This is a genomic window from Streptomyces sp. NPDC014656 (assembly GCF_043084305.1).
Classification (GTDB): domain Bacteria; phylum Actinomycetota; class Actinomycetes; order Streptomycetales; family Streptomycetaceae; genus Streptomyces.
In genome coordinates this window covers 48,238-68,590 of record NZ_JBIBZN010000004.1, presented here as the reverse complement: position 1 = coordinate 68,590, position 20,353 = coordinate 48,238, and the positions used below count along the sequence as shown (strand labels likewise).

17 protein-coding genes and 1 riboswitch are annotated in these 20,353 nt (G+C 75.9%); of the genes, 5 read left to right on the top strand and 12 right to left on the bottom strand.

Annotated features, from left to right (window positions below; all coding sequences use genetic code 11):
- Positions 1–23: 23 nt before the first annotated feature.
- Together ACF1ED_RS11040 and ACF1ED_RS11035 are read right to left on the bottom strand one after the other, a co-directional pair.
- On the bottom strand, positions 24–590 hold the full coding sequence (locus tag ACF1ED_RS11040; protein ID WP_391758901.1) for a GNAT family N-acetyltransferase: 567 nt from the start codon (positions 588–590) through the stop codon (positions 24–26).
- A complete protein-coding gene (locus tag ACF1ED_RS11035; protein ID WP_391758899.1) occupies positions 587–2,662 on the bottom strand; it encodes a penicillin acylase family protein in 2,076 nt (691 codons plus the stop codon). Before ACF1ED_RS11035 ends, ACF1ED_RS11040 begins: the two co-directional genes overlap by 4 nt.
- Before the next feature lie 103 nt (positions 2,663–2,765).
- Here ACF1ED_RS11035 and ACF1ED_RS11030 point away from each other — a divergent pair, with 103 nt between their 5' ends.
- Together ACF1ED_RS11030 and ACF1ED_RS11025 are read left to right on the top strand one after the other, a co-directional pair.
- A complete protein-coding gene (locus ACF1ED_RS11030; protein ID WP_391758897.1) occupies positions 2,766–3,485 on the top strand; it encodes a siderophore-interacting protein in 720 nt (239 codons plus the stop codon).
- A gap of 329 nt (positions 3,486–3,814) precedes the next feature.
- On the top strand, positions 3,815–4,831 hold the full coding sequence (locus ACF1ED_RS11025; protein ID WP_391758895.1) for an SCO1860 family LAETG-anchored protein: 1,017 nt from the start codon (positions 3,815–3,817) through the stop codon (positions 4,829–4,831).
- A gap of 107 nt (positions 4,832–4,938) precedes the next feature.
- On the opposite strand, the gene cobC is transcribed toward ACF1ED_RS11025, so the two are convergent.
- Positions 4,939–6,606, bottom strand: coding sequence for an Rv2231c family pyridoxal phosphate-dependent protein CobC (gene cobC / locus ACF1ED_RS11020; RefSeq protein WP_391758893.1), 1,668 nt, complete (start codon positions 6,604–6,606; stop codon positions 4,939–4,941).
- A 6-nt stretch (positions 6,607–6,612) separates the two neighbouring features.
- Between cobC and ACF1ED_RS11015 the strand changes: the two genes are divergently transcribed.
- Positions 6,613–7,341 carry a ZIP family metal transporter gene (locus ACF1ED_RS11015; protein ID WP_391758891.1) on the top strand — a complete coding sequence of 243 codons (729 nt, stop codon included), beginning with the start codon at positions 6,613–6,615 and terminating at the stop codon, positions 7,339–7,341.
- Positions 7,342–7,343: 2 nt separating this feature from the next.
- Here ACF1ED_RS11015 and ACF1ED_RS11010 read toward each other — a convergent pair whose 3' ends face one another.
- The 7 genes from ACF1ED_RS11010 to ACF1ED_RS10980 form a co-directional block, all read right to left on the bottom strand.
- Positions 7,344–8,684 (bottom strand): cobyrinate a,c-diamide synthase, encoded by a 1,341-nt coding sequence (locus ACF1ED_RS11010; protein WP_391758889.1) that lies wholly within the window; start codon positions 8,682–8,684, stop codon positions 7,344–7,346.
- A complete protein-coding gene (gene cobO, locus ACF1ED_RS11005; RefSeq protein WP_391758887.1) occupies positions 8,678–9,286 on the bottom strand; it encodes a cob(I)yrinic acid a,c-diamide adenosyltransferase in 609 nt (202 codons plus the stop codon). The genes ACF1ED_RS11010 and cobO overlap by 7 nt, the downstream gene beginning before the upstream one ends.
- Complete coding sequence (locus ACF1ED_RS11000) at positions 9,286–11,340, bottom strand: putative cobaltochelatase (protein ID WP_391758885.1); 2,055 nt, start codon at positions 11,338–11,340, stop codon at positions 9,286–9,288. The genes cobO and ACF1ED_RS11000 overlap by 1 nt, the downstream gene beginning before the upstream one ends.
- Before the next feature lie 49 nt (positions 11,341–11,389).
- On the bottom strand, positions 11,390–12,898 hold the full coding sequence (locus ACF1ED_RS10995; protein ID WP_391758883.1) for a cobyric acid synthase: 1,509 nt from the start codon (positions 12,896–12,898) through the stop codon (positions 11,390–11,392).
- Positions 12,895–13,878, bottom strand: a complete 984-nt coding sequence (locus tag ACF1ED_RS10990) for a cobalamin biosynthesis protein (RefSeq protein ID WP_391758881.1) — start codon at positions 13,876–13,878, stop codon at positions 12,895–12,897. Before ACF1ED_RS10990 ends, ACF1ED_RS10995 begins: the two co-directional genes overlap by 4 nt.
- Positions 13,879–13,932: 54 nt before the next feature.
- Positions 13,933–14,016: riboswitch (cobalamin riboswitch) on the bottom strand.
- Positions 14,017–14,172: 156 nt separating this feature from the next.
- Positions 14,173–14,394 carry a hypothetical protein gene (locus ACF1ED_RS10985; protein ID WP_351108097.1) on the bottom strand — a complete coding sequence of 74 codons (222 nt, stop codon included), beginning with the start codon at positions 14,392–14,394 and terminating at the stop codon, positions 14,173–14,175.
- A gap of 28 nt (positions 14,395–14,422) precedes the next feature.
- Positions 14,423–15,703: an anion permease gene (locus ACF1ED_RS10980; RefSeq protein ID WP_391758879.1), complete on the bottom strand. Its 1,281-nt coding sequence runs from the start codon at positions 15,701–15,703 to the stop codon at positions 14,423–14,425.
- 450 nt (positions 15,704–16,153) lie between these two features.
- Between ACF1ED_RS10980 and ACF1ED_RS10975 the strand changes: the two genes are divergently transcribed.
- Positions 16,154–17,263 (top strand): alpha/beta hydrolase, encoded by a 1,110-nt coding sequence (locus ACF1ED_RS10975; RefSeq protein ID WP_391758877.1) that lies wholly within the window; start codon positions 16,154–16,156, stop codon positions 17,261–17,263.
- A gap of 133 nt (positions 17,264–17,396) precedes the next feature.
- Positions 17,397–18,845: a hypothetical protein gene (locus ACF1ED_RS10970; RefSeq protein WP_391758875.1), complete on the top strand. Its 1,449-nt coding sequence runs from the start codon at positions 17,397–17,399 to the stop codon at positions 18,843–18,845.
- A gap of 36 nt (positions 18,846–18,881) precedes the next feature.
- On the opposite strand, the gene ACF1ED_RS10965 is transcribed toward ACF1ED_RS10970, so the two are convergent.
- Together ACF1ED_RS10965 and ACF1ED_RS10960 are read right to left on the bottom strand one after the other, a co-directional pair.
- Complete coding sequence (locus tag ACF1ED_RS10965; RefSeq protein ID WP_391758873.1) at positions 18,882–19,283, bottom strand: VOC family protein; 402 nt, start codon at positions 19,281–19,283, stop codon at positions 18,882–18,884.
- Between the two features lie 67 nt (positions 19,284–19,350).
- Entirely contained in the window at positions 19,351–20,244 is an 894-nt protein-coding gene (locus ACF1ED_RS10960; protein WP_391758871.1) for a neutral zinc metallopeptidase, read from the bottom strand.
- Positions 20,245–20,353 lie beyond the last annotated feature (109 nt).

Sequence of the window (20,353 nt, the reverse complement as noted above, 5' to 3'; positions counted from 1 at the left end):
GCCCGGGAAGGCCGGCCGGGCCCTCAGGCGGCCCGGCGCAGGAAGGCCAGCCGGGCCTTCTTCTCCGGGATGAAGACCTCCGGCAGGTCGACCTCGGGGAGGACGACCTCCGGGCCGAGCTCGAAGCCGGCCCGCGCCATGCGGGCGACGGCCTTCTCGTTCGCCGCGTCCGGCTCGACCACGATCCGCAGGTGGTCGCGGTGGCAGAAGGCGATGAGCGCGGAGAGCAGACCGGCGGTGAAGCCGGGGGCGGGGGCGGCGCTCGGGGCGATGAAGAGGTGGCAGCCGATGTCGCCCTCCTCCACCTCGTAGCACTCGCTCACCCGGTCCGCCGCGGGCTCGTACGTCTGGAAGATCGCGACCGGCTCCCCGTCGAGCTCCACGAGGAACCCGTGGTGGGTGGTGAGCGAGTCCAGGTGCGCGTAGACGTCCCGGACCTGCTCGACGGTGGTGCCGCCCATGCCCCAGAAGCGTCCCCGCTCCTCGTTGACCCAGGCGTGGATGAGCGGGGCGTCCGCGTCCGGGGCGACGGGCCGGACGGTGACGGTGCCGAGGCCCTCGACGGTCTGGACGTGTACGGGGGTGGTCATCCCTGCTCCTTGGTGAGGCGGTTCCAGTCGGTGGTGACGGGGGCGAGGTCGCCCCGCAGCCACAGGGGGAGTTGGTCTTCGTGGTGCGGGTCCCCGGCCACCCCGGAGGCGCCGAACGGCACGATCCAGCCGCTGCGTTCGCGGTCGGCGAGGTCCCACACGTACCGGGCGGCCGAGGCCCGGGCGCTGCGGTCGGTGTAGCCGGGGGCGCTGGAGGTGGAGAGCACGCAGTCGTGGTCGCCGCCGAGTCCCGGCCACCGGTCGTCGTCGGGGTCGGGCAGGGCCTGCCAGGGCGCGAGCCGGTGGGTGGCGCCCCAGACGGCGGGCGGCTCGCCCGCCCCGGTCTCCTCCAGCGCCCCGCCGACGATCCGCCGCACGTCGTCGGCCGGCACGGGGCCGGTGACCAGCAGCGTCTCCAGGGCGAGGCCGACCCGGGGGCCGAGGTACAGCCAGGGCAGGAACAGCTCGGGGTACGGGCCGGGTTCGCGCAGGCCCGCGAAGGCCTCGTGGGCGGCGAGCCGGCGCACCACCGCGCCCCGGACGGCGGCGTAGAGCCCGGCGCCGGCGCTGTCGGCCTCCATCCGCCGGTCCCAGGCGAGCAGCCGCTCCCGGACGTCCGCGGCGGCGGGGGAGAGGCCCTCGGCGGCCTCGACGGCGGCGAGCAGCCGGGCCGCCGCGCGGTTGTCGGTGTCGCGGTGGACGGCGGCGGTGGCCTCGGGGGTCCAGGCGGCGGAGCCGTCCAGGAGCGCGGCGATCCGGTCGGCCCGGTGCGGGGGCGCGAACTCGACGCCGAGCGGGGCGGCGAGCCCCCGGGCGTTGGCCATCACCGCGTACCCGTCCGTCACGTCGGCGCGGGGCGGCGGGGCCGGCTCCGCCGCCCAGGCGTGGGCCGGCTCCCAGGCCGGCACGGGCCGCAGGGAGTTGGCCCGGTCGCGGACGGGGACGTGCCCGGCGACCCGGTGCAGCAGCCCGCCCCCGGTGTCGGCGGCGAGCACCACGTTCACCGGCTCCACCCAGGCGTCGAGCGCGGCGTCGACCTCGCCGACGGTACGGGCGGCGAGCAGGCGCGGCAGGACCTCGAAGCCCAGCAGGCCGGTGACCCGGGGCACGTACCGCAGGCTCAGCCCCTCCCACTCGGCGCCCGCGTCCGCCGGTCCGTCGCCGGCGATCACCGGGCCGCGCCCGGTCTCGACGACCTCGACCGCGACCGGTTCGCCGTCGCGGACCCCGACCGTCTCGGTGTGCGCGGCGGCCGGGCGCCAGCCCTCGGGGCCGTACGCCTCCACGCCGCCGTCCGCGGTGCGCCGCAGCCGCTCGCGGTAGAGGTCCTGGTAGTCGGCCATCGCGTTGGTGATGGCCCAGGCGACGTGCCCGGCGTGCCCGAAGTGGGCGAGCCCGGGCACGCCGGGCACGGCGAGGCCGACGACGTCGTACTCGGGGCAGGCGAGCCGGATCTGCTGGTAGACGCCCGGCGCCTCGATGAACCGGTGCGGGTCGCCGGCCACCAGGGCGGCGCCGCTCGCGGTCCGCTCGCCGGCCACCAGCCAGCCGTTGGACCCGGCCGTGGCCGGTCCGTCGGCGGCGAACAGCTCGGTCCACTCCTCGCCCAGGCCGGTCGCCACCCGCTCGCGCCACAGCTTCGTCGGGAACCCGGCGAAGAGGATGTGGGTGGAGAGCCAGACGGCCAGCGGCGTCCACGCCTCCCAGCGGCCGGCCGCGAGGCCGGTGGCGGCGAACTCGGGGGCGCGGCGGGCCCCTTCGGCCAGGCCGTGGTTCACCCCGTCCACGTACGCGCGCACCCAGTCCGCGGTCCGCGGGTCGCTCTCCTCCAGGCGCGCCAGGCAGCGGCGCGCGGTGTCGGCGAGCCGGGCCCGGCGGACGAAGACGTCCCAGCCGGCCTCGGCCGCGCCGAGGAAGGCGGCCGTGGTGCCCTGCGCCCGGTGGCGCTCGACCTCCAGCTGCCAGGCGCGGTCCCGCGCGGTGACCCGGCCCTGCGCGAAGGCCAGTTCCGCCGGGTCGGCGGCGCGCAGATGGGGGACGCCGTACGCGTCCCGGTAGACCTCGATGCTCACCCGTGCCGATCCCGTCCGTGTGCTTCCAGATGTCGTTAGGTTAGGCTGGCCTAAATTAATCGCCGACCCAAAGTAACCCATGGGTCCGGGGGAGGAGCACGCGGTGGGGCACGGATGGCAGGGCGCCGTTCTCAAGCTGATGGGCGCCAAGGACTTCACGTTCACCGTCACGGGGGCCGAGCGGGTCACCGACGACTACCGGAGGGTCCACTTCACCGACGGCGGACTGCTCGCCGCCGCCGGGGTCCACCCGACGATGTGGGTCCGCGTCTGGTTCGAGAACGCCGGCAAACCGCACCAGCGCGGCTACACCCTGGTCGACCCCGACCGGGACGCCGGCACCTTCAGCCTGGAGTTCGCCCTCCACGACGGCCCGGCCAGTCACTGGGCCCGCGACTGCGCCCCCGGCGACACCGTCGAGGCCACCCTCCAGGGCACCGGCTTCGAGACCCCCGAGCCCCGGCCCGAGCGGCTGCTGCTCATCGGCGACCCGGCCTCGCTGCCGGCCGTGAACTCGCTGCTCGACGCCCACCCGGACCTCCCGGCCACCATCTGGTTCGAGACCCAGCACGCCTCCGACGAGGAGCTGCCCTTCCGCACCGACCCGGACCGCCACGAGCTGCGCCGGGTGCCCCGGCAGCGCTCCGGCGCCGCCCTCGTCGAGCGGGTGCGGGCCGAGCTGCCCGCCCTCGTCGGACCGGAGTCGTACGTGTGGATCGCCTGCGACACCGCGACCACCCGCTCCCTCGCCGCGTACGTCCGCAAGGAGCTGGCGCTGCCCAAGGAGCGGGTGCACGCGCTCGGTTACTGGCGCCCGAGCTGAACCGTTCCGCCTCATCGCGGTGTTGACGATCCGTGACCCTGCGGGGGCGCGGATCGTTTTCTTCGCCCGCGCGGACCCCCGCGGGCCCTCGCGCGGCCCGGGCACACTCCTTCGGAGGAAACACGCGGGACGACGGGGAACGGTTGTGCCGAAATAAATCGAATATGAACACGGAAACCCCCCTTTGGAGTGAACTCACGTCAGGCGACTGCCGGTTCACTCTCCGTGCGTAAAGATTCCGGTGTCTCAAGTCGCCTCCGCCGCGCAGACCCACCGTCCCCGTGGTGAGCGGCCGGCGACGCCATGTCTTCTGTGGGGGTTCCACCATCTTGAACAGCAACACCTTCCGCGCGCCCGTCCGCCGCACCGCCGCCGCCGCGGCCGTCGCCGCCCTGGCCGCCGGCCCCGTGCTCCTCGCGGCCCCCGCCGCGCAGGCGACCGACGGAGAGCGCCGCGAAGGCCGCGCCACCGCCGCCGTGCTGCGCACCGGACTCGACGTCTCCCTCCTCGGCGAGACCGTGAAGATCCCGGTCCGCGCGAGCCTCAACGAGGTCGAGGCGCCCGAGAGCGAGAGCGAGACCGCGCTCAGCGTGAAGGTGGAGGGGGCGGAGGGCGGCAAGCCCGTCGACATCCTCACCGCCGACGTCGCCACCTCGACCGCCACCGTCGACGAGCGCAAGGCCGAGGGGTACGTCAACCTCGCCAAGGCCCGCGTCCACGTGCCCGGCCTGCCCTCCCTCGCCATCATCGAGGTCGAGAAGGTCACCTCCCGGGCCGTCTGCGAGACCGGGAAGAAGCCGGTCGCAGAGTCCAACGTCCTCGGCCACGTCCGGGCCCTCGGCAAGAAGGTCACGCTCACCGCCGGCGGCCGCACCGAACTCGACGTGCCCGCCGTCGGCCGCATCACCCTGGACCTCTCCCGCACCGGCACCACCAGCCGCACCGCCGCCGCCACGGCCCTGGAGCTCGACGTGGAGGTCAACCCGCTCAACCTCGGCGTCGCCAAGGTCAAGGGCACCGTCACCCTCGCCGAAGCCACCTGCGAGACGCCCGACGGCCCGGCCCCGACCGAGAAGCCCACGGAGAAGCCGACCGGGAAGCCGACCGAGAAGCCGACCGCGGAGCCCACCCGGGAGCCGTCCGAGCAGCCCTCGCCGCAGCCCACCGAGTCCGGGGACGACGGCGGGATCAAGACGAACAACGGCGGCTCGACCCCGACGCAGAACCTCGCCGAGACCGGCGGCAGCTCCGCCACGCCGTACATCGCGGGCGGCGCCCTCGCCCTCGTCCTGGCCGGCGGCGGCGCCGTCGCCCTGACCCGCTCCCGCGCCCGCGCCAGGGGCTGACCGCCCGAGGGGGGGCGCCGGGGGACGCAGGGGGAACCGGCCCGGGGCGGGCGGTGTGACGACACCGCCCGCCCCGGGCCGCGTCGCGTCCCGGAGCGGGCGGCGGCTCAGCCGCCCAGCAGCAGCGCCTGGTCCAGCGCCTGGAGGAAACGATTCGTCGTCGCCCGGTCCCGGACCGCGAGCCGCAGCCAGTGGCGGTCCAGACCCGGGAACGTGTCCCCGCGCCGCGCCGCGAAGCCCAGCAGCCGCAGCCGCTCCCGTATCGCGTCCGCGCCCTCGATCCGGATCAGCACGAACGGCCCCTCGGCCGCCGCCACCGTCCGCACCTCGTCGAACTCCGCCAGCCCCGCCAGCAGGTGCGCCCGCTCCGTCCCGATCCGGTGCGCCGCGTGCTCCGCCTCCGCCAGCGCGGCCCGCGTCATGCACGCCTCCGCCGCCACCAGCGCCGGCGTCGACACCGGCCACAGCGGCTGCGCCCGCTCCAGCAGGGCCACCGTCTCCGGCTCCGCGAGCGCGTAGCCGATCCGCAGCCCCGCGAGGCCCCAGGTCTTCGTCAGGCTCCGCAGCACCACCAGGCCCGGCACGTCCGTCCGCCCGGCCAGCGCCTCCCGCTCGCCCGGCACCGCGTCCATGAACGCCTCGTCCACGACCAGGTACCGCCCCGGCCGGGCCAGCGCCGCGATCGTCTCCGCCGGATGCAGCACCGAGGTCGGGTTGGTGGGATTGCCGACCACCACCAGGTCCGCGTCCTCCGGCACCGCCGCCGGATCCAGCCGGAAGCCGTCCTCCTCGCGCAGCAGCACCCGGCCCACCTCGTGCCCGGCGTCCCGCAGCGCCGCCTCCGGCTCGGTGAACTGTGGATGCACCACCACCGGCCGGCGCACCGGCAGCGCCCGCGCGAGCAGCACGAACGCCTCCGCCGCGCCCGAGGTCAGCAGCACCCGCCCCGTCGGCAGGCCGTGGCGCTCGGCCACCGCCGCACGGGCCGAGCGGCCGTCCGGGTAGTGCGCCAGGTCAGTCAGGGAAAGCGCGATGCGCTCCCGCAGCCAGTCCGGCGGGGTCGCCGTCCGGACATTGACCGCGAGGTCGACGAGTTTCTCGTCCCGGACCTCGGCGTCACCGTGATGACGCAGGTCGTGGGCGTGGGTGCCCGTGGGGGGGCCGTCCGTGTGGGTGTCCATGTCCGCCGTCGTGTGGGGGGTGGGGATGTGGGGTGAGTCAGGCTCGCCAGCGATGTACCCGCACGTCAAGGGCAACAACCGTGCGACAGACGTCACTTCGTCCGGACAAGAGGATGATTTGTCCGGATGAAACGGTACGAAACCGGCTATCGCGCACGTCACCCGCCGCCCCTTCCGCTTCGGCACCAGCAGCACCGCCCCCGGCCCCGCCGCCCGCAGCGCCGCCGCCTCCGCCACCGACGCCGTCCCCGTCGCCGCCAGCGGCACCTCGGAGGGATGCGGCACGGCGACCCCGGCCAGCTCCTCCGCCGGGAAGCCCGTCACCGGCACCCCGAGCCGCTCCGCCGCCGCCACGATCCCCGGCTCCGCCGCGCGCGCGTCCAGCGTCGCCAGCCCGGCCACGCGCGCGTGCCCCGCCGCCCCCGACGCCCCCGCCGCCCCAGAAGACGCCCCGCCCGCGCGCGCGTGCCCGGCCCCCGCCGGCCCCGCGAGCTCCGCGAGCGCCGACCGGACCAGCGCCAGGACCTCCCCGGCCGTCGCCCCCGACCGGGCCCCGACGCCGACGTGCACAACCGGGGCCCGATCCGATAGCAAGGGGCCATGGCTGTGGTCGTCGCGCTCGGCGCGTTCCTGATGACGCTCTTCGGCGGCTGGGTCGCGCAGCGCGTCACCGACCGCCGGCACCTCGTCCTCGGCCTCGCCGGCGGACTGATGCTCGGCGTCGTCGGACTCGACCTGCTCCCCGAGGCCCTGGAGGCCGCGGGGGAGGAGGTCTTCGGCGTCCCCGAGGCCCTGCTGCTCTTCGTCGGCGGCTTCCTCTTCGCGCACGTCGTGGAGCGGCTCCTCGCCACCCGCCGCGCCGCGCACGGCGCCGAGCCGGGGGAGCGGACCCCGCAGGTCGGGCTCGTGGCCGCCGGCGCCATGGTCCTGCACAGCCTCATGGACGGCATCGCGCTCGGCGCCGCCTTCCAGGTCGGCGGCGGCATGGGCGCCACCGTCGCGCTCGCCGTCATCACCCACGACTTCGCCGACGGCTTCAACACGTACACGCTCACCAGCCTGTACGGGAACGAGCGCCGCAAGGCCCTCGCCATGCTCTTCGCCGACGCGCTCGCGCCGATCGCCGGCGCCGCCCTCGCCACGTTCCTCACCCTTCCGGAGGAACTCCTCGGCGGCTATCTCGGCTTCTTCGGCGGCGCCCTGCTCTACCTCGCCGCCGCCGAGATCCTCCCCGAGGCCCACCACGAACACCCGGCCCGCACCACCCTGCTCTGCACGGTCGCGGGCGTCGGCTTCATCTGGCTCGTGGTGGGCCTCTCCGGGGGCTGAGCTCACGCGCAGTGCCCGACGAAGCGCGCGGCGACCCCGGGGGCGCCCGCCCAGTGCGTGTGCACGTAACTGGCGTGCACCCCGCCCCGCACGAAGCCCTCCACCCGGGTCTCCGGCTGCCGCAGCCCCCAGGCCGGCAGCGGCCCGGCGCCCGGCTCGATCACCGTCCGGTGGAACTCGTGCCCGCGCATCCGGGTCCCGGCGGGCGCGAGCACGCTGTCGCTCACCGCCACCGCGTCCCGGTACCCGAGCGTCAGCCGCTCCGACATCCGCGCGTCCGCGTCCAGCACCCCGCACATCGGGGTCCCGTCCAGCGACCGCGCCAGATACAGCAGCCCGGCGCACTCGGCGGCCACCGGCGCACCGGACGCCGCCAGGCGGGCCACCGCCCCGCGCAGCGGCTCGTTGGCGGCGAGCTCGGCCGCGTACATCTCGGGGAACCCCCCGCCTATGACCAGCCCGGACGTGCCCTCGGGCAGCGACTCGTCGCGCAGCGGGTCGAAGGTGGCGACCTCGGCCCCGGCGGCCCGCAGCAGCTCGCCGTGCTCGGCGTACGAGAACGTGAAGGCGGCGCCGCCGGCGACGGCCACGACGGGCCGGCGCCCCGCCGGAGCCGCCGCGGCGGGCGGGCTCCACGGCTCGGCGTCCAGTGGCGGCGCCGACCGGGCGAGGGCCAGCAGCCCCTCCAGGTCGCACCCGCTCCGCACCTGCTCCGCCTGCGCGGCCACCGCCTCCACGGCCTGCGCCTGCCGCTCGGCGACCGGGATCAGCCCCAGGTGCCGCGACGGCGTCGCCACGGCGGGCGCCCGCCGCAGCACCCCGAGGACGGGCACGCCCGACTCCTCCAGGGCCTCCCGCAGCAGCTCCTCGTGCCGGTCGCTCGCGACCTTGTTGAGGATCACGCCGCCGAGCCGCACCTGCGGGTCCCAGGACGCGAAGCCGTGCACCAGCGCCGCCACCGACCGCGACTGCGAGGACGCGTCCACGACCAGCACCACCGGCGCCCGCAGCAGCTTCGCGACCTGCGCCGTGGAGGCCAGTTCGCCCTGGCCCGCGGCGCCGTCGTACAGCCCCATCACGCCCTCGACCACGGCCAGGTCGCAGCCGCGCGACCCGTGCGCGAAGAGCGGCGCGACCAGCTCCGTACCGCACATGTAGGCGTCGAGGTTGCGGCCCGGGCGGCCGGTGGCGAGCGCGTGGTAGCCCGGGTCGATGTAGTCGGGCCCCACCTTGTGCGGGGAGACGGACAGGCCCCGGGAGGCGAACGCGGCCATCAGGCCGGTCGCCACCGTGGTCTTGCCCGCGCCCGACGACGGCGCCGCGATGACGAGACGTGCTACCACTCGATGCCCCGCTGGCCCTTCTGACCGGCGTCCATCGGGTGCTTCACCTTGGACATGTCGGTGACGAGGTCGGCGAAGTCCACCAGCTCCTGCGGGGCGTTGCGCCCGGTGATGACGACGTGCTGCTGACCGGGCCGGTCCCGCAGCACCTCCACGACCTCCTCGACGTCGATCCAGCCCCAGTGGAGCAGGTAGGCGAACTCGTCGAGGACGTAGAACCTGTACCGCTCCTCGGCCAGGTCCCGCTTGACCTGCTCCCAGCCCTCGCGCGCCTTGTCCTCGTGCGACTGCTCGCCCTCGGCGACCTCGCGCTGGATCCAGGACCAGCCCTCGCCCATCTTGTTCCAGGTGACCGTGCCGCCCTTGCCGGTCTCGCCGAGCGCCTTGAGGGCGTTCTCCTCGCCGACCTTCCACTTGGCGGACTTCACGAACTGGAACACCCCGATCGGCCAGCCCTGGTTCCAGGCGCGCAGCGCCATCCCGAAGGCGGCCGTCGACTTCCCCTTGCCGACGCCCGTGTGCACCATCACCAGCGCCCGGTTGCGGCGCTGACGGGTCGTGAGGCCGTCGTCGGGCACGACGGTCGGCTGTCCCTGCGGCATTAAGCGGCCCTCCTGACAGAGCGGTTGACTTGCGCTTCCCGTACGAGCCCGGCGATCGCGTCGGCCCGCAGTTCGTCCAGCGTGACGGCGGTGCCGCCCAGATCCCGGGCGAGGTCCCCGGCGAGACCGAGCCGCACCGGGCCCGCCTCGCAGTCCACGACGACGCTCGCCGTGCCGTCGGCGGCGTGCAGCCGCGCGGCCCGCGCCGCGAGCCCCACCGGGTCGGGGCCGCCGCCGGTCGCCCGCCCGTCGGTCACGACCACCAGCAGCGGCCGGCGCGAGGGGTCCCGCAGCCGCTCCACCCGCAGCACGTCGTGCGCCCTCAGCAGTCCGGCGGACAGCGGCGTACGCCCTCCGGTCGGCAGCTCCTCCAGCCGGGCGGCGGCCGCGTCCACGGAGGACGTCGGCGGCAGCGCCAGCTCGGCGGCCCGGCCCCGGAAGGTCACCAGCCCCACCTTGTCCCGTCGCTGGTAGGCGTCGAGCAGCAGCGACAGCACGGCGCCCTTCACGGCGCCCATCCGCTTGCGCGCCGCCATCGACCCGGAGGCGTCCACGACGAACAGCACCAGGTTCCCCTCGCGCCCCTCCCGCACCGCCTGCCGCAGATCGTCCCGGCGCACCACGAGCCCCGGCCCCGACCGCCCGCGCGCCCGCTGGTGCGGGGCGGCGGCCCGCACGGTCGCGGACAGGTGCAGCTTGGTCAGCGCGCCCTCGGGGCGGGTCGCCCCGGTGGTCCTGCCGTTCTGGGTCCGGGCCCGGGAACGCCGCCCGGCCGCGCCCTCGCCGAGCCCGGGCACGCTGAGCACCTTGGTGCGGAACGGCTCGCCGGCCTTCACGGCGGCCCGCTCACCGGCCGGACCGGCGCCCTGCGGAGCGGGCTCCCGCGAGGGCTCCGGCGCGGGAGCCTTCCCGGGGGCGTCCGGCGGGCCGTCGGTCTCGGGCGCGGGCCCCTCGCCGCCCTGCGGCGGCACCCCGCCGCCACCACCGGGACCGCCGTCCCCCGGCCCGTCCGGGCCCGGGTCCGGGTCGTCCTCGGGCTCGTCCCCCTTGAACCGCTCCAGCGTCTCGTCGAGCTTGTCCTCGTCCATCCCCGGCGCGTCGAAGGGGTTGCGCCGCCGCCGGTGGGGGAGCGCGAGCAGCGCGGCCTGCCGCACGTCCTCGCTCGTGACCTCCCCCCGCCCGGCCCACGCGGCGAGCGCGGTCGCGGTGCGGGCCATGACGATGTCGGCGCGCATGCCGTCGACCTCGAACGCGGCGCAGGTGGCGGCGATCTGGAGGAGCACGGCGTCCCCGAGGGCCACCTCCGGCAGCAGCTCCCGCGCGGCGGCGATCCGCTCCCGCAGCGCGGCCTCCTCGCCGGCCCACCGCTCGGCGAACCCGGCCGGATCGTCCTCGAACGCGAGCCTGCGCCGCACCACCTCGACCCGCTCCTCGGGCACCCGGGAGGCGGCCACCTCCACGGTCAGCCCGAACCGGTCGAGCAGCTGCGGCCGCAGCTCGCCCTCCTCGGGGTTCATGGTCCCCACGAGCAGGAAGCGGGCGGCGTGCCGCACGGAGACGCCCTCGCGCTCGACGTGCGAGGCGCCCATGGCGGCGGCGTCGAGGAGGTGGTCGATCAGGTGGTCGCTCAGGAGGTTGACCTCGTCGACGTAGAGGATCCCCCGGTGGGCGGCGGCGAGCAGTCCAGGCTCGAACGCCTTCACCCCGTCGGCGAGCGCCTTCTCGATGTCGAGCGACCCGACGAGCCGGTCCTCGGAGGCGCCGACCGGCAGTTCGACCATCCGCGCGGGCCGCGCGTCCGGGCCCCCGTCCCCGTGCGGCCCGTCCGGGCAGCCGGGGTCGGGCGAGGCGGGGTCGCAGCTGAACCGGCACCCGGCGACGACGGCCACCTCCGGCAGCAGCCCGGCGAGCGCGCGGACCGCCGTGCTCTTGGCCGTGCCCTTCTCGCCGCGCACGAGCACACCGCCCACGGCCGGGCTGACGGCGTTCAGCAGCAGCGCGAGCCGCAGGTCGTCCATGCCGACGACGGCGGTGAACGGAAAGCGGGTGCTCATCGGGCGGTCACTCCTTCGGTGCGTACGGATACGGGGACCGGGCGGCCGCTCACGGCGCACCCGGCGGCACGAACGGCAGCCCCTCGGGCGCGCCCTCCTCGACGAGCCGCAGCAGCGCGTCCGTGTCGGCGTGCTCCTCGATCAGGTCGCCGAGGCGGTCCAGCTGCTCCTCCCGCAGGGTGCCGAAGGACGTGTCGGGCGCCGGCACGAAGGCCCGCCCGGCGGCCGCCGCGACCTCCCGGAGGAACGCCCGCCGGAAGCCGTCGCTCTCCAGCGAGCCGTGCCAGTGGGTGCCCCAGACGGCACCGACCCGGCAGCCGTCCAGGAACGGGTCGCCGCCCAGCACCTCCGCGACGCCGTGGTGGATCTCGTACCCCTCGACCCGCTCGCCGAGCGCCTCGCCGACCGGCCGGGCGAGGGTCTTCTCGCGCGCGAACCGGACGCGTACGGGCAGCAGCCCGAGCCCCTCCACGGCGCCCGCCCTCGACTCGACCTCGTCCTCGATGTGCTCGCCGAGCGCCTGGAAGCCGCCGCAGATCCCGAGCACGGGGCGCCCCTCGGCGGCCCGCCGGGCCAGCGCGTCGGCGAGGCCCCGCTCGCGCAGCCACGCCAGCGCCCTGACCGTGCCGCGGGTGCCGGGCACGACCACCAGGTCCGCGTCGGCCAGTTCCTCCGGCCGGTCCACGAACCGCACGATCACGCCCGGCTCGGCGGCCAGCGCGTCCACGTCGGTGAAGTTCGACATCAGCGGTACGGCGCAGACCGCGACCCGCAGCACGTCCGCGCCGAGCGGCGGCGCGACGACGGACTCGCGGACGGTGCCCCGCAGCGAGACCCGCAGCCCGTCCTCCTCGTCGATGCCGAGCCCGTGCGCGTACGGCAGGACGCCGAAGGTCCGGCGCCCGGTCAGGCCGTGCAGCATGTCGAGCCCGGGTTCGAGGAGCGTCACGTCGCCCCGGAACTTGTTCACCAGGTAGCCGGCGATCAGCTCCTGGTCCTCGGGCGCGAGCAGTGCCGTGGTGCCGAAGAACTGGGCGAAGACCCCGCCCCGGTCGATGTCGCCGACCACGACGACCGGGAGCCGCGCGGCCCGCGCGATGCCCATGTTGACGATGTCGGTCCGGCGCAGGTTGATCTCGGCGGGGCTGCCGGCGCCCTCGCAGATCACCGCGTCGTGGGTGGCCCGCAGCTCCTCCAGGCAGGCGAGGACCGGCTCGAAGAGGGTCTGCTGCCGCCCGCCGTGGTAGCCCTTGGCGCTCATCTCGCCGACCGGCTTGCCCATCAGGACGACCTGGCTGGACCGGTCGCCGCCCGGCTTGAGCAGCACCGGGTTCATCAGCGCGGTCGGTTCGACGCGGGCGGCCTGCGCCTGCATGGCCTGGGCGCGCCCGATCTCGGCGCCCTCCCGCGTCACGAAGGAGTTGAGGGACATGTTCTGCCCCTTGAACGGCGCCACCTTGACGCCCTGCCGGACCAGCCACCGGCAGATGCCGGCCGTGACGACGCTCTTGCCCGCGTCGGAGGTCGTCCCGGCGACGAGCAGCCCCCCACCCCTCACTTCGTCCTCCGCTTCACCGTGTCCGTCAGGATCCGGCCGCCCACGCAGGCGGCCAGGGTCAGCCAGGTCACCCGGCGGGAGAGCCGGACGGCCCGGTCGATGTCGGCGACCTCGACGGGCCGCCCCCCGCCGTTGAGGACGGGCCGGTGCTCGACCCGCCCGCCGTACGAGAGCGTCCCCCCGAGCCGCACCCCGAGCGCGCCCGCGAACGCCGCCTCGACCGGTCCGGCGTTGGGGCTGGGGTGCTTGCCGGCGTCCGCCCGCCAGGCCCGCACGGCTCCGCGCGGGTCCCCGTCCGGGGCGCCCGCCACGGCGGCGAGGGCGGCGGTGAGCCGGGCGCCCGGCCAGCCGGCCAGGTCGTCGAGGCGGGCGGAGGCCCAGCCGTAGCGGCGGTAGCGGGGCGACCTGTGGCCCACCATGGCGTCCAGGGTGTTGACGGCCCGGAAGCCGAGCAGTCCCGGCACGCCCGCCACGGCGCCCCACACGAGGGCGCCGACGACGGCGTCGGAGGTGTTCTCGGCGACGGACTCGACGACCGCGCGGGCCATCGCGGGCCCGTCCAGGGCCTCCGGGTCGCGTCCCACGAGGTGCGGCATCCGCTCCCGGGCGACCTCCAGGTCGCCGGCGGCGAGCGCCCCGCCGATGGCCCGGGCCTCCCGGCCCAGGGTCGTACCGCCGACGACGGCCCACACGGCGGCGGCGGTCAGCGCGGCGGACGCGGTGCGGCTGCGGCGGACCGTGCGGGCGGCCAGCGCCCCGGCGGCGGCGGCGCCACCGGCGCAGACGGCGGTGTGCAGGGCGCCCCGGCCCCGGTGGTCGCGCCAGAGGCGCCGCTCGACGGCGGCGGCGGCGCGCCCGAAGGCGGCGACGGGATGGCCGCGGCGGGGATCGCCGAGGACCAGGTCGACGGCGAGGCCGGCGGCCGCTCCGTACGCGAAGACTGCGGTGGCTCGGGAAGCCACGGGGGTGCGGCCGGGCATGGCGGCGTGTCCTCACTCAGGGTCCGCGCCCTGGGTCGACGTGACCGGCGGCGAGAGTTCCTGGCTCCCGGACCCCGGCTGTTCGCCGGGCCCGGTCACAGTGGCGGGACCGCGCCGGAATCGCACCGGGCTTCCTCTCCATTGCCGCCGTATTGGCCCCGGCAGTCCACCACGCCCCGCGAACGGCCGTCAACTCACCCTTGACCTGCGACGGGTCACTGTGCGGAGCGCCACAGACACGAGGGCCGGGCCCGCCCTCGAAGAGGTGCGGGCCCGGCCCAGGGGTGCGGTGCGTCAGGCGACGATCAGGTAGATGCCGTACGCGACGGCCGCCGCGCACAGCGCGAAGCAGGCGTAGGCGCCGGTGCGGGCGAGGACGGCGGAGCCGCCCGAGGCCGCGGCCTGCTCCTGCTTGCCGAGGCCGACGATCCCGAGGGTGAAGAGGCCCACGAGGGCGACGGTCGCCACGAGGCTGACTCCGAAGACGGAGCCGAGAGCTGCCCAGTCGATCTTCATGGCTTGGGTTCCCGTTTCCTTAGGGGGCTCAGACCGCGGCGGCGGGGGCCGGGGGAGCGGCGGGGTCGTTCGGACCCGGCGCGTGGATGGTCGTCTTGAGGCCGTCGTCCGCGACGGCGGCGACGGAGCCGGCCGGCGGCGGGGTGACGGCCGCGATGGCCGTGGTCACGACGCCGGGGGTGCCGGAGTCGGAGTCGTCGCCGCCCAGGTCGTCGGCGGTGACGTTGTGGTGGTCGACCGGCTGGCGGCGGGAGAGCGTCCAGATCACGGCCGAGCCGCCGATCAGGAGGGCCGCGGTGACGGCGATGCCCCAGGTGCCCTGCTTGGTGAGGAACTCGGCGGCGGCGCCGACGAGACCGGCGGCCGGGAGGGTCAGGCCCCAGGCGACGAACATCCGGGTGGCGGTCGACCAGCGGACGACACCGCCCTTGCGGCCGAGGCCGGCGCCCATCACGGCACCCGAGCAGGACTGGGTGGTGGAGAGGGAGAAGCCGAGGTGCGAGGAGGCCAGGATGACCGTCGCGGCGCTGGTCTGGGCGGCGAAGCCCTGCTGCGGCTGGAGGTCGGTGAGGCCCTTGCCCATGGTGCGGATGATGCGCCAGCCGCCGAGGTAGGTGCCGAGCGCGATCGCCAGGCCGGCCGAGACGATGACCCACAGCGGGGGGTTCGAGCCGGGGGCGACGACGCCCTGGGTGACCAGGGCGAGGGTGATGATGCCCATCGTCTTCTGGGCGTCGTTGGTGCCGTGGGCGAGGGAGACGAGACCGGCGGAGGCGATCTGGCCGGCCCGGTAGCCCTTGGCGGTCGCCTTGGCCTCCGGGTTCGCCTTGATCTTGTACGTCAGCTTGGTCGCGGCCATCGCGGCGAGACCGGCGACCAGGGGGGCCGCCACGGCCGGGATGAGGACCTTGGTGACGATGGTCGAGCCGTTCACGGCCGACCAGCCGGCCGACATGACCGCGGCGCCGATGAGGCCGCCGAAGAGGGCGTGGGAGGAGCTGGACGGCAGGCCCAGGAGCCAGGTCAGCAGATTCCACAGGATGGCGCCGACGAGGGCCGCGAAGATCACTTCCGTGCGGATGCCCTCTTCGTTGATGATCCCGCCGGAGATCGTCTTGGCGACCTCGACGGACAGGAACGCGCCGACCAGGTTCAGCACGGCGGACATGGCCACCGCCGTCTTGGGCTTGAGGGCACCGGTCGAGATGGTCGTGGCCATCGCGTTGGCGGTGTCGTGGAAACCGTTCGTGAAATCGAACACGAGAGCTGTCACGACCACAATGGCGAGCAGCAGCGTGATGTGTTCCATTTACCCAGGCAATCGTTTGACGTCAGTGGCTGGTCGAACGTAGGCAACCTGAGTGAACGGAAGGTGAACTGGGCGGGGCATCACGGTGTCCCGAACCGGTGCCGTGAGATTCCGCTTGGCGTCCGGGACGCCCTCGTGTCCACCATCCGGTCACCCCGCAACCACGGGTAATCCCGGACCGCACGGGACACACCGGACCCAAGCCGCCTCCCCGCCCGATCGGCGCGTTTCACGCCCTGGACGGATTCATCCGCACGAGGACCCCCCGGAGAGACCCTCGTCACCCTCCCGGGGCACCCGCCCGGCCTCCGCCCCGCCCCGCATTCGCCCGGCCTCCGGCCCCCGCCCGGCCTCCGGTCTCCGCCCGGCCTCCGGTCTCCGCCCGGCCCCCGGCACCCGCCCGGCCCCCGTCCGGTGGCGGCCTCCCCGCCCCCGTGGCGACACTGGAGCGTGCGCCCGGCTACAGCGACGGCAGCGGCCGTCACCACCCTGATCGGTGTCGGTGCGGCCGCCGTGGCGGCCGGCCGCCACGCCAGCGGCGTCGCCCTCAAGGCGGCGTCCGGACGGCCCCTCCCCGGCGACCCCAAGCTCACCGTGCACGCCACCGGACCCGAGCGGGTGACCCTCACCCGCAGCCTCGCCTCGCTGCGCCCCGGCACGTACGGGATGACGGCGCCCGGGGTGCACGCGGTCGCCGGCCCGGTCCTCGACCGCGTCCCGCACACCGCCGACACGGTCGTGCGCCGCCTCGAACGCGTCGAGCGCGGCGCCCTCGGCCCCGGCAGCCGGGTCCGCCTGACCCCCCAGCTGCACACCGGCACCCCGGAGACGGCCCTCGGCCTGCCCCACGAGGACGTCGAGATCCCCGGCGAGCTCGGCCCGCTCCCCGCCTGGCTCGTCACCGGACCCCGCTCCACCTGGGTCGTCGCCCTGCACGGCCTCGGCGCCGGCCGCGAGCACGCCCTGAACCTCGTCCCCTTCTACGCCCGCCGCCGCGTCCCCGTCCTCGTCCCCGCCTACCGCGGCGACCGGGGCGCCCCCGAGCCGGCCGACGGCCTCGCCCAGCTCGGCGACACCGAGTGGCGCGACGTCGACGCGGTCCTGCGGTACGCGGTCCGCCGCGGCGCCTCCAAGATCGTCCTGCACGGCTGGGGCACCGGCGCCACGATGGCGCTGCGCGCGTCGGCGCAATCCGGCGTGCGCGACCGCATCGCCGGCCTGGTCCTCGACTCCCCGGTCCTCGACTGGGAGGCCACCGTCCGCAACCTCGCCGCCGCCCGGGGCGTACCCGCCCCGCTGGTCCCGCTCGCCGTCCGCGCCGCCCTCGGCCGCACCGGCCCGCACCCCGACCACTCGGCGGACCTGCGGATCCCGGTCCTGCTGGCGCACGGCCCCGACGACACGATCTCCCCCTGGGAGCCGTCCGTCGAACTGGCCGCCCGCCGCCCCGACCTGGTCACCCTCCTCCCCGTCCGCCAGGCCCCCCACACCGCCATGTGGAACGCCGACCCGCTCCGCTACGAGGAAGCCCTCCGCCGCTACCTCACCCCCCTGATGTAGCCCCCCTCCCCGGCCGGCCGCGCCCGGCCGGACCGCCGCGCCGCCGCGCCGCCCGCACGGGGGCCGGGGCGCGCCACGACGGCGCGGGGGATTCCGATTGGGCTTTCGGGCCGTCAGCGGGAAGACTGCCCCCGTGACGTCTCGAAAGCCCGATGAACCATTGGCGCGCAACTCCAGACTCCGACTCGTCCGTCCGCGGTCGCTGGCCACCGCCCGACGGGCCGCGACGACGCGGCGCACCCGGCCTGCCCCGAGGCCGCCCGAGGGCACCCCGCCCCGCGCGGAACTGGCCCGCCAGGCCAGGCTCGTCCTCGCCGACGCCGTACGGATCGCCCGCTGGGCCGCCACCCCGCACGGTCCGCGGCAGGGCCCCCGCGCGGCCGACCGGCCCGCTTCCGCCTCCGCTTCCGCTTCCGCTCCGCTCGACGGCCCGGCCGCCGTCGAACGGGCCGCCGCCGAGCTCGGCCTGACGGCCGCTCGGGTCCGCGCCGGCTGGGACCGGGCCCGCCTCGCCGGCCTGGTCGAGCTGCACGGCGCCACCGTCCGCCCCGGCTGGCGGCTCCAGGCGTGGGACCGCGACGACTCCGCGGTCCTCCGCGGCTGGGTCGCGCTCCTCGACGCCTGGTCGCTGGTCCACCCCGCCCCCGAGGGCGTGGCGCCCGGCGCGGTCGCCGAGGTCGTGGAGGCCGTGCCGCAGGTCCTGTCGCTGCTCCAGCTCTCCCAGGGCCCGGTCCTCGTCCCCGTCCTGCTCGACCTCCTGGGGCAGCGCGTCGACGAACTCCGCGAGGAGCGCTGCGAGGTGCCCGGCGACGGCGCCCCCGCGCAGCCCCCCACCCCCGCCGAGCGCCTGCCCTCGCTCCTCGACTGGGCCCTGGAGGGCCTCGCCGAGGTCGGCGCGCTCACCCTGGACGGGGGGACCGGCCCGGAGGGACGTCACGCGACCCTGACTCCGCTCGGCAACTGGGCGGTGTGGGTCAAGCTGGAGCAGATCTGCGTGGCCGCGCAGAGCCCCGCCGGGAACATCGAGCAGTCCGCCGCCGACATGCTCCGCGGCTGCGCCCGGCTCACCCCGGGCCCGGCCCGTGACGAGTACCGCGCGTGGCTCGCCGCCCGCACGCTGGCCGGCGCGGTCGCCGAGCTGCTCGCCGCCGCGCGCGGCGAGGACGCCCTGCTGCGCGGCCTCGCCTTCGAGGCGCTGCGGGTGGTCGGCGCCCCCGCCGAGGCGGAGGTCCGCGCCGCGGTCGCCGAGCCCTCGCTGCGGCCCTACGCGCTGCTGTGGCTCGCCGAGTACGAGGGCACCGACCCCGACGACGCGCCCGAGGTCCTCACCCGCGAGGAGGCGACCTGGCTCTGGGTGGACACCGCGGCCGCCGTCGCCGACCACGGCGAGAGCGAACTGCTGGTGCGGCACCTGGACTCGGCCGTGCAGGGGACCGTGCCCGCGCTGCTGGACGAGGTCAGGGCCGTCGGCCATCCGAGGACGGTGCAGGTGCTGGTCGCGCTGGCCGCCGCCCACCCGGACCCGGCGCTGGCGAAGGCCGTCCGGCGGGCCGCCTTCCAGGTCCACACCGGCGGCGCCTGACCCCGGCCCCGTCCCGCCCGCTCCGGGCCCGCCGCGTCAGTCCGCGGGGCCCGGGGCGTAGGTGCCGAAGCTCCACACGTTGCCCTCGGAGTCCTTCGCCATGTAGTCCCGGGAGCCGTACTCCTGGTCGGTGGGCGGCATCACGATCTCCGCGCCGTGCGCGACGGCCCGGGCGTGGTGCTCGTCCACGTCCCGGACGCGGACGTAGATCCCCACCGGGCCGCCCGCGCCCATCGCCTTGTCGAAGACGCTGCCGGTGCCGCTGCTGCCGAGCATCACCGTCCCGTTCCCGTACGCCAGCTCGGCGTGCGCGACCAGGCCGTCCTCGCCCTCGTACACCGCGGTGGCGGTGAACCCGAAGGCCTCGGTGAGCAGCGTGATCGCCGCCTTCGCGTCCCGGTACCTCAGTGCCGGACAGATGTCGGGTGCCTCGGACATCCCGCTCACTCCCTCTCGGTCGGTCAGGATGTGATCTGGGACACAGTCTCGCAGGGGGCGCCGACAATCAGCGGAAGGTGTTGCACCGGGCCATGTCGCCCGTCCGGTAGCCCGTGGAGAACCACTGCCGGCGCTGCTCGGCCGAGCCGTGCGTCCAGCTCTCCGGCGTCACCCGGCCCTGGAAGCGCTCCTGGATCCGGTCGTCGCCCACCGCCGCCGCCGCGTCCAGGCCGTCCCGGATGTCGGCGTCGTCGAGCCGGGTGAGCAGCGGCCGGCCGGTGGCGTCGTCCGGGGTGGTCGTGGCGTGCCGGGCCCACACGCCCGCGTAGCAGTCCGCCTGGAGCTCGACGCGGACGGCGTTGGAGTCCGCCCCGGTCCGCCCGTCCTGGGCCCGGCCGAGCGTCCCCATCAGGTTCTGCACGTGGTGCCCGTACTCGTGGGCCACCACGTACGCCTGGGCGAAGGGGCCGCCGCCCGCGCCGAACTTGGTCCGCAGCTCGTCGAAGAAGCCGAGGTCCAGGTAGACCTTCCGGTCGCCGGGGCAGTAGAAGGGGCCGACGGCGGAGCTCGCCGCGCCGCAGGCGGTGTTCACCTGCCGGCTGAACAGCACGGTGGAGGCGTCGGTGTAGGTGCCGCCCCGGCGGGCGTACTCGCCGCGCCAGTAGTCCTGGAGGCTGTTGACCACGGCCACGGTCCGGCAGTCCTGGCGGCTGTTGGCGTCCGCGCCGGTCCGGCAGGCCTGGTCCAGCTGGGCCGCGGAGGACGCGCCGACGGCGGGCTCGTCCTCACCGCCGGAGGAGAGCCCGAGCTGGTCGGGTCCGACCCCGAAGAAGACGCCGAGGATCAGGGCGATGAAGCCGATGATCCCGCCGCCGACGGTCGCCTTCCCGCCCGGGACGCGGCTGCCCCGGACGTCCTTCACCTCGGAGGTGTCCAGACGGGCGTCGTCGTCGAACTGCACGGTCCACCTCCGCGTCACCGCGACGGCCCGACCGCCGCCCTCCGCCGAGTATCAGCCGGTCTCCGGTGCCCCGCCCCTTTTGTTCCCTCTGTCGCGCACTGAGAGAAAC